We start from the raw sequence: 13,428 nt of genomic DNA on the forward strand, positions 1-13,428 counted from the left end.
ACGGTTCGTCGGCACGACGTCAAAGCCGAAGGTACCGCGTGAGCGGCGCGAGGACGGCCCGGCAGCAGCAGAGGTGCTCTGGCCCGCACTGCGGCTCGCTCGCCCGGAAAAAAGCTGCCACGTTTGACCGTGACAGCCTTTACAAATCTAATCTTAACTGACCAGCATTACCCTGTTGGGCAGCGGATTTTCTTTGACAGCATAAAAAGCAGGTGCAAACGGTTGCCTGAATCCTTATGCTTAGACCCCGGCCAAAACACGCCTTTTGTTTCCCTTCTGCCGGAGCTTCACTGATGACAGCACAACCTCAGCAACTTACCCTGCGTCGCCCTGACGACTGGCATATTCATCTGCGCGACGATGAGATGCTCAACACGGTCCTGCCCTATACCAGCGCGGTGAATGGGCGTGCCATTGTGATGCCTAACCTGGTGCCACCGGTGACCAGCGTGGCAGCAGGTGAAGCGTACCGCGATCGCATCCTGGCGGCGCTGCCCGCCGATCACGCCTTTACGCCGCTGATGACCTGCTATCTGACCGACTCGCTTGATCCTGATGAGCTTGAGCGCGGTTTCACCTCCGGTCTGTTTACCGCGGCTAAGCTCTATCCGGCGCACGCTACGACGAACTCCAGCCATGGCGTTACCGATATCGCCTCCATTGCCCGCGTGCTGGAGCGGATGCAGAAGCTCGGTATGCCACTGCTGATCCACGGCGAAGTCACCGATGCGCATGTCGACATTTTTGACCGCGAAGCCCGGTTTATCGAAACGGTTATGCTGCCGCTGCGCAGCCAGTTTCCGGCACTGAAAGTGGTGATGGAGCACATTACCACTCAGGACGCCGCAGAATATGTTGCCGCCGCCGATGAGACGCTGGGCGCGACCATTACCCCGCAGCATTTGATGTTTAACCGCAATCACATGCTGGTGGGCGGTATTCGTCCGCACCTCTATTGCCTGCCGATTCTTAAACGCAACGTGCATCAGGAAGCATTGCGCAAATTAGTAGCGAGTGGTCATCCGCGCGTCTTCCTCGGCACCGACACAGCACCGCATCTGCGTCATCTCAAAGAGGCCAGTTGCGGCTGCGCGGGGGTATTTAATGCGCCAGCGTCGTTACCCGCTTACGCCACCGTTTTTGAAGAGCTGAACGCGCTGGAACATTTTGAAGCGTTCTGTTCGGAGAATGGCCCGCGTTTTTACGGCCTGCCGCTGAATGAAGGGACGATTACTTTGGTGCGTGAGTCCTGGCAGGTGCCAGAGTCCATCGCCCTCGGCAGCCATTCACTGGTGCCGTTCCTGGCGGGTGAAACGCTTAACTGGCGCATCGCATAATTTTACTTGCCTCCGGCCTGCTGATACTGTAAATATATACAGTATCTTAAACGGAGGCTGTTATGCGCGTTGAAATTACCGTATCAAATACCCGACCTCTTCCTGCTGGTGCGATAGAAGCGTTAAGCGATGAATTATCGCGCCGCATTGATGAACAGTTCCCTGACTCGACCAATCACGTCAAGGTACGCTATGCCAGTGCCAATAATCTCAGCGTGCTGGGCGGTGGAAAAGAGACGCGCGACCAGATCAGCGAAATCCTGCAGCAGACGTGGGAAAGCGCTGACGACTGGTTCAATACTGATTAACCGCCACTGTGCTTTTTTTCCGGGTGTCGCCACCCGGTTTTTTTATCTTTTCTCCCCTCTCGCACTTACCCCGACCTGCATCTAGACTCTTAATGATCAATGCCCTATCCTTGCGCTCGTCACGCATAACAGGAGGTGCGACACCATGACTACTGATAAACCGGAAGAGGCGATGACCTTTGGTGAGTTGTTAGCACTGATTGGTGATCAGAAGCGTCGTTTAACGGTGCTGGAAAATGCCTTTTCCAGTCTGATTTTCTGTCTTGACGATCGTGCCAGTCAGCTACTGGTACACAATCTGTCGCTGGAAGCCCAAAATCAAAACCATGATGAGCAGCTTCAGCAGCACTTTGCCCGTCTGGCAGAAACACTGCAAAAACGCGGCGGCGGCGTAGTGCCAGAAACGCCGGCTCTCTGAGTCCGCTCACGCGGCTAAGCCCGCTTTTTGCCTCTCTTTTGACTGCTGATAAAAATGCCTGCCCGTCAGGCATTTTATTTTTTTACGCCCGCCTTTCAAACGCAAATATTCTGTGAGAAGCTGACTCACGGCATTTTTTAAACAGTGATACCCTCGTTTACTGTTATAATTGTTTCGCTATTGGAATAAAAAAGCCGCATTGAACCTCATCATGCACTTCGTTTAACGAGTAATAAGGAGGTTATAATGGACAGAAGAAAAGATGTTATACAGACTCACCCACTGGTGGGCTGGGATATCAGTACCGTTGACAGCTATGACGCCATGATGATCCGCCTGCACTCGTTGTCGTCGCAGGATCAAAAAGAAGAAGAAGCGGATGTTGGCCCGACATACTGGCTGACAACGGATGTGGCAAGGCAATTTATCTCGATCCTCGAAGCAGGCATCGCCAAGATAGAATCAGCCGAGCAGATAGAACGACTCCTCAAAAAGCATTAATTTCTGCCGCATCAAAGAGGCGCCCTCAGGGGTGCCTTTTTCGTTTCTGTTTCTGGTATGCTTTTGATTATCTGTCTCTTAGAGCGTAGTTACCATGATTTATGATCTTATCGTCGTTGGCAGCGGTTCCGTGGGCGCGGCGGCAGGCTACTATGCCACCCAGGCGGGTTTATCGGTGTTAATGATCGACAGCGCCCATCCTCCCCATAATCAGGGCACACATCATGGCGAGAGCCGGCTGATTCGTCACGCCTATGGTGAAGGTGAACGCTATGTCCCCCTGGTTCTGCGGGCGCAAACGCTGTGGGATGAGCTGGAACAGCGTGCCGGTGAGCGCATCATGCATCGCAGTGGCGTACTTAACCTCGCCCCGAATCAGTCGCCGTTTATTCAGAACGTCATCGACAGCGCGACCCGCTGGCAGCTCAATATTGAGGTGATGCAGCCAGATGACGTGCGCAAGCGCTGGCCACAAATCAATGTGCCTGAGGGCTATCTGGGCGTATTTGAGCCGCAGTCCGGCTATCTGAAATGTGAACAGGCGGTACGCAGCTGGATCCAGCTGGCGGAGCAGGCGGGCTGCGCGCAGCTGTTTAACTGCCCGGTTTCAGAGCTGGGTCGCGATGGCGATCTGCAGCAGGTCACTACCCTGGATGGCGTCTACCGGGGCCGCAAAATGTTGATCAGTGCGGGCACATGGGTTGGCAAATTAGTTCCTGACCTGCCGGTCGCGCCCACCCGCAAGGTGTTCGCCTGGTATCAGGCCGATGGCCGCTACAGTGAGAACAATAAGTTTCCCGGTTTTACGGTGGAAATGGGCGATGGCAGCCAGTTTTATGGCTTCCCGGCGGATAACAACGCCCTGAAAGTGGGTCGTCATGATGGCGGTCAGTTGATGCAGCAGCCTGAGGATCGTAAGCCTTTTGGCGCGGTGGCGGCCGATGGCAGTGAAGCTTTTGGATTTCTGCGTCAGTTTTTACCTGGCGTCGGTGTCTGCCTGCATGGCGAAGCCTGCAGCTACGATTTTAGCCCGGATGAAGACTTTATAATTGATACCCTGCCGGGTGAACCAGACCGCTTGTTAATCACCGGGCTCAGTGGACATGGGTTTAAATTCGCCAGCGTATTGGGCGAACTGGCTGCAGAATTTGCCCAGCTAAAACCGTTCTCTTTTGATCTGACACCCTTCCGCCTCTCACGTTTCTGACTCTGATAAAGGGTGGTATCAGCCTGATGCCGCCCGACTGACAGACTTTGACGAAAATTGACTATTACTGACATAAAATCAGAATATATCTCGCCCTTTGGGTTAATTCCGGCTCTTTTTAGTTGACGACCAGCGCCTCACAAATAACTCATTCAGTAATATTGCGCATTTCACACCTGGTTTATTCAACCTTTTCACAATATAAAATTAAAGTTATAGAAGCGTAAGGATGATTGCTTTTATATTTCATAATGTGGATGCTTATTTCAGATTATTACTTCATGAAACCTCATTATGTTATTACGTAATTCATCTCATCAGTTTGGCCTGGTTGCTGTGCTGCTGCACTGGTCGATGGCGCTGGCGATTTACGGCATGTTTGCGCTGGGATTATGGATGGTCGGCCTCGGCTATTACGATAGCTGGTATCACGACGCGCCTGAGATCCATAAAAGCATCGGCGTGATCCTGTTGCTGACGCTGATCGTTCGCCTGCTGTGGCGCGTTATTTCACCGCCGCCAAAACCGCTTAGCAGTTATTCCCCGCTGGTACGCATCAGTTCGGTGGTGGCCCACCTGTTACTGTATACCCTGCTGCTGGCGATTCTGATCAGCGGCTATCTGATCTCCACCGCCGATGGCAAACCCATCTCAGTATTCAGCTGGTTCACCCTGCCCGCGCTGTTCAGCGGTGCTGGCGAACAGGCTGATCTTGCGGGCGACATTCACCTCTGGCTGGCCTGGACGGTTGCGGTCCTGTCACTGCTGCATGGGCTGGCTGCGGTAAAACATCACTTTATCGATCGCGATATCACCTTAAAACGGATGTCGGGTTTGCGTTTCACCTCTCCCTCTGAAAAGGATAAATAATATGTTTAAAAAGACCCTGCTGGCGATGACCGGTGCCAGTCTGCTGCTCGGCTCACTCACCGCCTCTGCCGCTGACTACAAAATCGATAAAGAGGGCCAGCACGCCTTTATTCAGTTCCGTATCCAGCATCTGGGTTACAGCTGGCTCTACGGCACCTTTAAGGATTTTGATGGCCGCTTTACCTTTGATGAGAAGAATCCTGCCGCAGATAAAGTCGACGTCACCATTAACACCAGCAGCATCGATACTAACCATGCTGAACGTGACAAGCACCTGCGCAGTGCCGACTTCCTGAACACCAGCAAAAACCCGCAGGCCACGTTCAAATCCACAGCGGTGGAAAAAGAGGGTGATGAGCTGAAGATTACTGGCGATCTTACGCTGAATGGCGTGACCAAACCGGTAACGCTCGAGGCGAAAATGCTGGGTGAAGGTAAAGATCCGTGGGGCGGCTACCGCGCTGGCTTTGAGGCTGAAGGGGAAATTGCACTGAAAGATTTCAACATCACCAAAGATCTGGGGCCAGCTTCGCAGAAGGTTCAGCTGATGATTTCGGTTGAGGGTGTACGCCAGTAAAACAGCAAGCCGCCTGAAGCTGACTTCAGGCGGCCACGCTTATTTCTTCAGCGGCGAGGGAATGGTCATGTTTAACAGGCCACGCGACTTGTTAAAGATTTTGTTGCCATTTTCACGTCCTGCCCGACGCGCGCGCTGCTCTTCCGGTGAGAGCTTCGCCTCTTCCTGGCAGATCGGGCTACAGCAGTTCTCAAACTTCTCCGCGCAGCTTTTGCACTGAATAAACAGCAGATGACAACCGTCATTGACACAATTAACGTGGGTATCACAGGGTTCGCCGCACTGATGACAGTTCGACAACACATCGTCAGAGATCCGCTCACCCATCCGCTCATCAAAAACAAAGTTTTTGCCTTTGAAACGTACCGGTAATCCCTGCTCACGGGCGCGTCGGGCATACTCGATGATACCGCCCTCAATGTGATAGACATCCTCAAAGCCGTTGTGGCGCATCCAGGCGCTGGCCTTTTCACAGCGGATCCCGCCGGTGCAGTACATCACGATCTTTTTGTCTTTCTGATCCTGCAGCATCTCAACCGCCATCGGCAGCTGATCGCGGAAGGTGTCAGCAGGCACTTCCAGCGCATTATCAAAGCGACCCACTTCATATTCGTAGTGGTTACGCATATCCACGAACAGGGCGTCAGGATCGTCCAGCATGGCGTTAACGTCCGCCGCTTTAAGATACTGACCCACATCGCTGGCATCAAAACTGTCGTCTTCGATACCGTCCGCGACAATGCGGTCTCGCACTTTCAGACGCAGCACCCAGAACGATTTACCATCATCATCCAGCGCAATATTCATCCGCAGGTTGTTCAGCGCCGGATCAAAGCCATATAGCCATTCTTTCATCTTTTCATACTGGCTGGCTGGCACGCTGATCTGCGCATTGATGCCTTCGTGGGCCACGTAGACGCGACCAAAGACCTTAAGAGCTGTCAGGCCAAGATAGAGCGCGTCACGGAATGCTTTGGGATCGGCAATCTGGAAATATTTATAAAAAGAGACAGTGGTGCGCGGCTCGGTTTCAGCCAGCATGCGCGCCTTCAGCTCTTTATTGGAAACGAGGTTATGTAACACTGGCATGGTGTTCGTCCTGTTATCAATAGAAGAAATTTAGCGCGCACATGATACCTGATTTCACCGGGATGCAAAGGCCAGTGACCAGATTGATCGCCTGTTGCCGTTTTTTGCAGCAACATTGGACTATTAACCTTTGTTCATTGATGGCACGTTCCGATAGTGATATTTAAGCGCACGTCAAAAACTGGCACAATGGTGTAAATCAACGAGATATCAGCACCGCACGGTGCGCGACGCAGGAAAATTAACCTTCACATGACTCAGTTGCCTCAGTTTTCACGAGAACTGCTTCACCCGCGCTATTGGCTGACCTGGCTGGGTGTCGCTTCTCTTTATCTTTTGGTGCTACTTCCTTATCCCCTGCTTTATGTTCTCGGCTGTAATATTGGCCGCATTGGGATGCGTTTTATGAAACACCGCGTCAGTATTTCCCGGCGTAATCTGGAATTAAGTTTTCCGGATATGCCGGTAAATGAACGCGAAGCGATGGTTAAACACAATTTCGAATCGGTCGGCATGGGATTAATTGAGACCGGTATGGCGTGGTTCTGGCCTGACTGGCGCATCAATAAATGGCATACGCCTTCGGGGCTGGAGCATATTCAGCAGGCGCGCGATAGCCAGCGCGGCGTGCTGCTTATCGGCATGCACTTTCTGACGCTGGAGATTGGTGCACGCATGTTTGGTATCCATAACCCTGGCATTGGCGTCTATCGCCCGAATGACAACAAACTGATCGACTGGCTTCAGGTCAAAGGTCGGATGCGGTCGAATAAAAGCATGCTCGATCGTAAAGATCTCAAAGGAATGATCCGCGCACTGAAACAGGGTGACATTATCTGGTATGCGCCCGACCACGATTATGGCCCGCGCAGCAGCGTCTTTGTCCCCTTCTTTGGCGTGGAAAAAGCGGCCACAACGGTGGGCACCCATCTGCTGATCCGCACCGGTAAACCGGCTGTCATCCCTTTTGTGCCGCGTCGTCTGCCTGGGGGTCGCGGCTATGAACTGATGATACTGCCTGACATCAGCGGCGAATTTACGCTGGAAAGTGATGTCGCAACCGCAACCAGAATGAATCAGGTTGTTGAAGAGGGTGTGCTGCTGGCACCTGAACAGTATATGTGGCTCCACCGCCGCTTTAAAACGCGCCCCGAGGGCGAACCCTCCCGTTATTAATCTGTTCGCGCTAAATGTCTGTCAGGCATTTAGCGCGTTTTACTCCCCTGCTAAATAAATCACTCATGGCTGACTCAGCCTGTAAGCGAAACCGCAGGTCCAGTAATTAATAAACACCTATATTCATAATATAATTTCTCTCTGTTTAAATTTAAAAAAGCTAATCAATTAACAGGACGGCAGGCGGCATTCAGCCTGTTTCGCTATTTATTAATTAATATTGCAGCGAGTGCTATTAAATCTGTTATGGCGCTGATTATTCTGCACGCCAGGCCTAATCCTATTTAGCCGGTCTTAACGGTGTCTCACCGCTTATGAATCGATAAAAATTAACTTATTTTACAAGCAATTGCCTTGCTGATTTAGCTTATATTCCATTTTACATTTTTTTAACACTCCGATAGACCATTATGGAATTTGAACTCATTAATGCTTATCGGTAGTTTCGTTTGTAACAGTCAGGCCTTTAACGGCTCTGGCCAGAATTATAAAAAAGACAACACAGCAAACCTCTAATGGGACAGTTAATATGAACAAAGGTCTCTACTATTACGTTACAATCGGTACCGATCAGGAAAATTATCACTTTCTTCATCGTAAAGGGTGCAAGCGTATGCCTGATAAAGAAGAGGTCATATTTATCGGCACGTTATATAATTTGAGTCAGGCCCTCTCCATCGCCAGAATTAATTTTAAGAAAGTTAAGCCATGTATAAAATGTTGTATCCGCTACTCAGCCCCCGTGATTCATGAGTCCGTTCAACCGGTTTTGCATTTCCCGCAAAAGATGATCTGACCCTGACTGGCGGGAAATGGCTTATTTCCCGCCAGTTGCACCGGCCTGACCTTTCCCTCCTTCAGATTTCGTCTATCCTTCACTGAAATCAAATAAATCCATAGTCATAGACCCGTGAAGGAGAAGAGCGATGAGCATGTACAGTACCTTAGAGGAAGCCATCGATGCTGCACGTGAAGAGTTCCTCGCTAACCACCCGGAGCTCGAGGAAGGGGACGCATCAATCAGCCAGTTTGGTCTGCAAAAGTATGTGATGCAGGATGGCGATATCATGTGGCAGGCTGAATTCATGGCAGAAGAAGGTGAAGCAGGCGAATGTCTGCCTTACCGTAGCGGTGAAGCGGCACAGGCTATTTTTGATGCAGATTTTGACGAAGTTGAACTACGTCAGGAGTGGTTAGCAGAAAATACCTTGCACGAGTGGGATGACGGCGAGTTCCAGCTGGAGCCGCCGCTGGACACCGAAGAGGGTGAAGCTGCCGCGCAAGAGTGGGAAGATGATAACAGCGATTCCGATCGCAGTTACTCGTAAGGACCGTGGCTGGCATCCACCGGTAACAACAGGGTATCAACCACCAGCGACAGCGGCAGGTCGAGGATCGTCAGGACCCGCCATCCGCTGTCGCGAACATCCCACTGTACGCCGGGATAGTACTGATTACCGTGCCCCTGCCCGGGAATGGTACGGCTGATAATACTGCCGCATCCGCTTAAGCAGAGCACAGCCGCGACGATAACACCCGCCTTTAAGCACCCTTTCACCACACATATCCGCCATGAAGAAACAGCCATTGAGATCGTCACACGCTGCTCGCGGTGACTGCCAGCAATAAATTTATCAGCGAATCGCTGTTTTAATCCGATAAAAAAAGCGGCATCGCTGCCGCTTTTTCAGATTACGCGTTGTTTGCCAGCGCGTTGGGGTTGAGCGTGAGTTTTTGATAACTCTCAACCCACTGATGATACTTGTCCGCATCTTCCCACAGTCGGGTATGAACACGGGCCAGCACCACCGGATCGCTGATCAACTGCAGACGCTGTTCGCGGCCCAGTTTATCCGGCGCATCGCTCAGCGCCTGATCAACCCGACGGTCACGCGCATAGTCCAGTAACTGACTCTGCTTGTGGCGCGATGTGGCCAGTGCCGTTGCCAGCGCGTTGAAAGCAGGATGGAATAAGGCATGCATAAAGCCATTTTCCAGCGCGCGCTCACGGTTCAGCACCACATAGCGATCGGTATCCACCAGCTCCTGCGGCGGCGAGTACTCTTCCGGGATCAGGAACAGCTTCGCTTTCTTGCTCTTAATGCCCAGCGTTGCGCGGCTCGACATGACCGAGACAAACGGCGACAGAATCAGTGAGAAGACAATCGGGGCCAGCCACCACAGGAAGTTAAGATCCAGCAGTCCCATACCAATCGCCCACACCAGACCCAATGCCATCTGCGAACCGTGACGTTTAAACGCCTCGCTCCACGGTGTCGCATCGTCATCACGCTGCGGTGAGTTCCACACCACTTCCCAGCCGAGGAAGGCGCTGACCACAAACACCGTATGGAACAGCATACGCACTGGTGCCAGCAGCACCGAGAACAGCGTTTCCAGCACCAGTGAAGCCAGCAGCCGCAGAGGTCCGCCGTAGGCCTTCGATCCTTTAAACCAGATCAACACGACACTCAGCATTTTCGGCAGGAACAGCAGCACCATGGTGGTTGAGAACAGAGCTATTGCCAGTTCCGGACGCCACTGCGGCCAGACCGGGAAGAGCTGCCGCGGTTGCAGGAAGTAGGTCGGTTCCATCAGCGTATGCACTACCTGCAGGGCAGTGGAGAGCGCCAGGAACATAAACCACAGCGGAGCCGAGAGGTAGGACATCACACCCGTCAGGAACACCGCACGGTGAACCGGGTGCATCCCTTTCACCAGGAACAGGCGGAAGTTCATCAGGTTGCCGTGACACCAGCGGCGGTCACGTTTCAGCTCATCCAGCAGGTTCGGTGGCAGTTCTTCATAGGATCCCGGCAGGTCATAGGCAATCCAGACGCCCCAACCGGCACGACGCATCAGCGCAGCTTCTACGAAGTCATGCGACATGATTGAACCCGCAAAGGAGCCCTCTCCCGGTAACGGTGCCAGGGCACAGTGCTCAATAAAGGGTTTCACGCGGATAATGGCGTTGTGACCCCAGTAGTGAGACTCACCCAGCTGCCAGAAGTGCAGACCGGCGGTAAATAACGGACCGTAGACGCGGGTCGCAAACTGCTGACAGCGCGCATAAAGCGTATCCATACCCGATGCTTTCGGCGACGACTGGATGATCCCGGCATTCGGGTTGGCATCCATCATGCGTACCAGACCGGTGAGACACTCTCCGCTCATGACGCTATCGGCATCCAGCACCACCATGTAGCTGTAGTTGCTGCCCCAGCGACGGCAGAAGTCATCGATGTTTCCGCTTTTACGCTTCACGCGACGACGACGACGGCGATAGAAAATCTTGCCTGCCCCGCCAACATCCCGCACCAGTTCCATCCAGGCTTTCTGTTCGGCAATCGCGATATCCGCATCGTAACTGTCGCTGAGGATGTAGACGTCGAAGTGTTCAGCGTTACCGGTACGAACCACCGACTCCCAGGTCGCACGCAGACCGGCGTAAACACGCTCAACGTCTTCATTACAGATCGGCATAATCAGCGCGGTACGATGTTCCGGGTTGAGCGGTTCATCTCCGACCGTTGAGTAAGAGATACTGTATTTATCACGTCCAATCAGCAGCTGCAGGAATCCCATCAGGGCCGTCCAGAAACCGGCAGAGACCCAGCAGAAGAGTATGGCGAACAGGAACAGGATGCCGGTCTGCAACAAATAAGGCAGGATCTGCATCACTGACTGCTGCCAGTTCTGATTGATCATCTCCATCGGATCCAGAAGCGTCCAGCCCTGATACGGCAGAATACTCTTCATGTACCAGGTGGCGACCACGGTCTGGAAAATGGTCAGGATCAGCAGAATGTAGCGTCGAATCGAACCGACATGACGCCACTTCTCCTCGGCACGCCGCTCTTCCGCATTGCTATAACGCGGCACCGATTTGTGTCCACGCAGTGAGTCCCAGGCACGGGCGACCGGGTTGGTACGCCAGGCTTCCGGGAACATCAGTGAGCGTTTGACCTTCGGCATCGCCTTCAGCGTGGTGCGGTCGAGGTAATCTTTACCCAACTGCTGACCTTCGGCCAGCGAATCGGGCCAGGCCATTTCAACCCGCGATGAGACCGATTTTAACGGCGCATCGTCGGGACGGTCACTGGCTGCGACATCCCTGCCCAGCACATCATGGATGAAGTGGAACTCGCTGGCATTCTGCAATGAGACGCTCAGGCGGGCCTTCCCTGCCGCATCCAGCGGCAGAGATTCCACATAACGTTGAGGTGTAAAAGTCGATTTATTCATTGGCAGGTAACTGATAGCTCCAGGTTTCCGTCAATGTCTTGTCGCCGCTAACCAAGGCCGCACGCATTTCGGTGGACTGTTTGGCATCTTTCACACGCAGACGCAACACCAGACGCCAGCCTTTGGTGACCGGGTTATAACGTACGCTCTGCTCAACCACATCAGCATTTTTACCCACGCTGACCTGCGGTGCCACCTGACTGTTTTCCGCCATCTTGCTCATGTCTTTACCCACGAAGTCGATGGTGAAAGCCACGGTGCCATCCGGCTGACGCACCAGATTAGACTGCTTCACGTCACCCGCTGAACGCAGGGTATTTTTGACCCAGGCGGTATCATCGGAGTGCAGCTGGTTTTCGTCGCGCGAGAAGTGCAGACGATATTTGAAGTTCATCTCTTTGCCAGGCTCTGGCAGCGTCTCCGGCGTCCAGAACGCAACGATGTTGTCGTTGGTTTCATCTGCCGTCGGGATTTCAACCAGTTCAACCCGGCCTTTACCCCAGTCGCCTATTGGCTCAACCCAGCCGCTTGGACGAAGATCATAGCGGTCATCAAGATCCTGATAGTTGTTAAAGTCACGCCCACGCTGCAGCAGACCAAACCCTTTCGGATTCTCGATGGTGAAGGTGCTCACTGCCAGATGACGCGGGTTGTTCAGCGGACGCCAAATCCACTCCCCGTTGCCATTGTGGATAGAGAGACCGTCAGAGTCGTGCAGTGCCGGACGGAAGTTGTTCACCGTTGATGGCTGGTTCTGACCAAACAGGAACATACTGGTCAGCGGTGCAACACCCAGTTTGCCGACGTTATCACGCAGGTAAACTTTTGACTGCACATCAACCGTTGAAGCGTCACCCGGATGCAGCACAAAGCGATACGCACCCGCCGCACGCGGCGAATCGAGCAGTGCGTAGATCACCAGCTGTTTGTCCTGTGGTTTAGGACGCTGAATCCAGAACTCTTTAAAGCGCGGGAACTCTTCACCGGATGGCAGCGCCGTATCGATGGCAAGTCCACGCGCCGACAGGCCATAAACCTGACCGGCACCGATGACACGGAAATAGCTCGCGCCCAGGAAGCTGGCGATCTCATCGTTTTTACCCTTGTTGTTGAGTGGGTAAAGTACTTTGAAACCGGCAAAACCGAGGTTTTTTACCGCATCTGCGTCATGTTTTACATTACCGAAATTAAAATAATCGGGGTTGTATTTAATCTCGCGCACCGCGCTGGCGGTCACTTCGTTGATCTGCACCGGGGTATCGAAATACATTCCCTGATGATAAAACTCCAGCTTGAACGGCGTGCGCAGTTTGCCCCAATACGCTTTATCGTGGTTAAACTGGATCTGCTGATAATCAGCAAATTTCATTTCACGAAATTGAGAGGGTAAATTGCTTTTAGGCGCTTCGAAGCTTTTCCCTGCCAACGCTTTGGCTTGTTTGGCAACATCGTCGATGTTAAACGCCCAACTGTTATTGGCGTACAACGCCAGCAGAACTGCAGTACCAATCCAGCGTACCTTCATCAGTCCGGCTTTATTTTTTTCTTTAGTCAGCACATCCCCCCCTTTCGTGTGCTTAAATCAAACCCGTTTATCTTAAAGGATTATTCGGTTTTCCGACAGCTTATGCGCAACATTGTTCCCGCATTTCGTCAGGCTTAACCCTGCTTTTAGGACAATTAGACACTACGGATTCCAC

Annotated in this window: 14 protein-coding genes; 10 read left to right on the top strand and 4 right to left on the bottom strand. The window is 52.6% G+C overall.

Going from position 1 to position 13,428, the window contains the following annotated elements; all coding sequences use genetic code 11:
- Window positions 1-293 precede the first annotated feature (293 nt).
- From pyrC to HFD94_RS00035, 7 genes are all read left to right on the top strand, one after another.
- Entirely contained in the window at window positions 294-1,337 is a 1,044-nt protein-coding gene (gene pyrC / locus HFD94_RS00005) for a dihydroorotase (protein ID WP_045140520.1), read from the top strand.
- Between the two features lie 62 nt (window positions 1,338-1,399).
- Complete coding sequence (gene dinI / locus HFD94_RS00010; RefSeq protein ID WP_010246395.1) at window positions 1,400-1,645, top strand: DNA damage-inducible protein I; 246 nt, start codon at window positions 1,400-1,402, stop codon at window positions 1,643-1,645.
- A gap of 145 nt (window positions 1,646-1,790) precedes the next feature.
- A complete protein-coding gene (locus HFD94_RS00015; protein WP_010246397.1) occupies window positions 1,791-2,063 on the top strand; it encodes a hypothetical protein in 273 nt (90 codons plus the stop codon).
- A 246-nt stretch (window positions 2,064-2,309) separates the two neighbouring features.
- Window positions 2,310-2,564, top strand: coding sequence for a biofilm formation regulator BssS (bssS, locus tag HFD94_RS00020; RefSeq protein WP_010246399.1), 255 nt, complete (start codon window positions 2,310-2,312; stop codon window positions 2,562-2,564).
- A gap of 94 nt (window positions 2,565-2,658) precedes the next feature.
- Window positions 2,659-3,771 carry an N-methyl-L-tryptophan oxidase gene (gene solA, locus HFD94_RS00025; RefSeq protein WP_167432686.1) on the top strand — a complete coding sequence of 371 codons (1,113 nt, stop codon included), beginning with the start codon at window positions 2,659-2,661 and terminating at the stop codon, window positions 3,769-3,771.
- 294 nt (window positions 3,772-4,065) lie between these two features.
- Complete coding sequence (locus HFD94_RS00030) at window positions 4,066-4,641, top strand: cytochrome b (protein ID WP_167432687.1); 576 nt, start codon at window positions 4,066-4,068, stop codon at window positions 4,639-4,641.
- A 1-nt stretch (window position 4,642) separates the two neighbouring features.
- A complete protein-coding gene (locus HFD94_RS00035) occupies window positions 4,643-5,218 on the top strand; it encodes a YceI family protein (RefSeq protein ID WP_022625884.1) in 576 nt (191 codons plus the stop codon).
- 39 nt (window positions 5,219-5,257) lie between these two features.
- Here HFD94_RS00035 and HFD94_RS00040 read toward each other — a convergent pair whose 3' ends face one another.
- Window positions 5,258-6,307: a rhodanese-related sulfurtransferase gene (locus tag HFD94_RS00040; protein WP_010246407.1), complete on the bottom strand. Its 1,050-nt coding sequence runs from the start codon at window positions 6,305-6,307 to the stop codon at window positions 5,258-5,260.
- A gap of 252 nt (window positions 6,308-6,559) precedes the next feature.
- Here HFD94_RS00040 and HFD94_RS00045 point away from each other — a divergent pair, with 252 nt between their 5' ends.
- From HFD94_RS00045 to HFD94_RS00050, 3 genes are all read left to right on the top strand, one after another.
- Window positions 6,560-7,483, top strand: a complete 924-nt coding sequence (locus HFD94_RS00045; RefSeq protein WP_010246409.1) for a Kdo(2)-lipid IV(A) acyltransferase — start codon at window positions 6,560-6,562, stop codon at window positions 7,481-7,483.
- A gap of 529 nt (window positions 7,484-8,012) precedes the next feature.
- The gene (locus HFD94_RS22950) at window positions 8,013-8,279 is read left to right on the top strand and encodes a hypothetical protein (protein WP_010669830.1); all 267 of its coding nucleotides are present in this window, start codon (window positions 8,013-8,015) and stop codon (window positions 8,277-8,279) included.
- A 130-nt stretch (window positions 8,280-8,409) separates the two neighbouring features.
- Window positions 8,410-8,811, top strand: coding sequence for a MysB family protein (locus tag HFD94_RS00050; RefSeq protein WP_010246413.1), 402 nt, complete (start codon window positions 8,410-8,412; stop codon window positions 8,809-8,811).
- Here the strand turns inward: HFD94_RS00050 and HFD94_RS00055 are convergent.
- The 3 genes from HFD94_RS00055 to HFD94_RS00065 form a co-directional block, all read right to left on the bottom strand.
- Complete coding sequence (locus HFD94_RS00055; protein WP_010669829.1) at window positions 8,802-9,041, bottom strand: YceK/YidQ family lipoprotein; 240 nt, start codon at window positions 9,039-9,041, stop codon at window positions 8,802-8,804. The genes HFD94_RS00050 and HFD94_RS00055 overlap by 10 nt on opposite strands.
- Before the next feature lie 134 nt (window positions 9,042-9,175).
- Window positions 9,176-11,728: a glucans biosynthesis glucosyltransferase MdoH gene (mdoH, locus tag HFD94_RS00060; protein ID WP_010669828.1), complete on the bottom strand. Its 2,553-nt coding sequence runs from the start codon at window positions 11,726-11,728 to the stop codon at window positions 9,176-9,178.
- The gene (locus tag HFD94_RS00065) at window positions 11,721-13,256 is read right to left on the bottom strand and encodes a glucan biosynthesis protein G (protein WP_170933489.1); all 1,536 of its coding nucleotides are present in this window, start codon (window positions 13,254-13,256) and stop codon (window positions 11,721-11,723) included. Before HFD94_RS00065 ends, mdoH begins: the two co-directional genes overlap by 8 nt.
- Window positions 13,257-13,428 lie beyond the last annotated feature (172 nt).

The organism is Pantoea sp. EKM20T, from assembly GCF_011800485.1.
GTDB lineage: Bacteria > Pseudomonadota > Gammaproteobacteria > Enterobacterales > Enterobacteriaceae > Pantoea > Pantoea agglomerans.

Coding starts and splice junctions, on each gene's coding strand:
- mdoH (WP_010669828.1), bottom strand. CDS start 11,728: ATGAATAAATCGACTTTTACACCTCAACGTTATGTGGAATCTCTGCCG.
- bssS (WP_010246399.1), top strand. CDS start 2,310: ATGGACAGAAGAAAAGATGTTATACAGACTCACCCACTGGTGGGCTGG.
- HFD94_RS00045 (WP_010246409.1), top strand. CDS start 6,560: ATGACTCAGTTGCCTCAGTTTTCACGAGAACTGCTTCACCCGCGCTAT.
- HFD94_RS00050 (WP_010246413.1), top strand. CDS start 8,410: ATGAGCATGTACAGTACCTTAGAGGAAGCCATCGATGCTGCACGTGAA.
- dinI (WP_010246395.1), top strand. CDS start 1,400: ATGCGCGTTGAAATTACCGTATCAAATACCCGACCTCTTCCTGCTGGT.
- HFD94_RS00015 (WP_010246397.1), top strand. CDS start 1,791: ATGACTACTGATAAACCGGAAGAGGCGATGACCTTTGGTGAGTTGTTA.
- HFD94_RS22950 (WP_010669830.1), top strand. CDS start 8,013: ATGAACAAAGGTCTCTACTATTACGTTACAATCGGTACCGATCAGGAA.
- HFD94_RS00030 (WP_167432687.1), top strand. CDS start 4,066: ATGTTATTACGTAATTCATCTCATCAGTTTGGCCTGGTTGCTGTGCTG.
- HFD94_RS00040 (WP_010246407.1), bottom strand. CDS start 6,307: ATGCCAGTGTTACATAACCTCGTTTCCAATAAAGAGCTGAAGGCGCGC.
- HFD94_RS00035 (WP_022625884.1), top strand. CDS start 4,643: ATGTTTAAAAAGACCCTGCTGGCGATGACCGGTGCCAGTCTGCTGCTC.
- solA (WP_167432686.1), top strand. CDS start 2,659: ATGATTTATGATCTTATCGTCGTTGGCAGCGGTTCCGTGGGCGCGGCG.
- pyrC (WP_045140520.1), top strand. CDS start 294: ATGACAGCACAACCTCAGCAACTTACCCTGCGTCGCCCTGACGACTGG.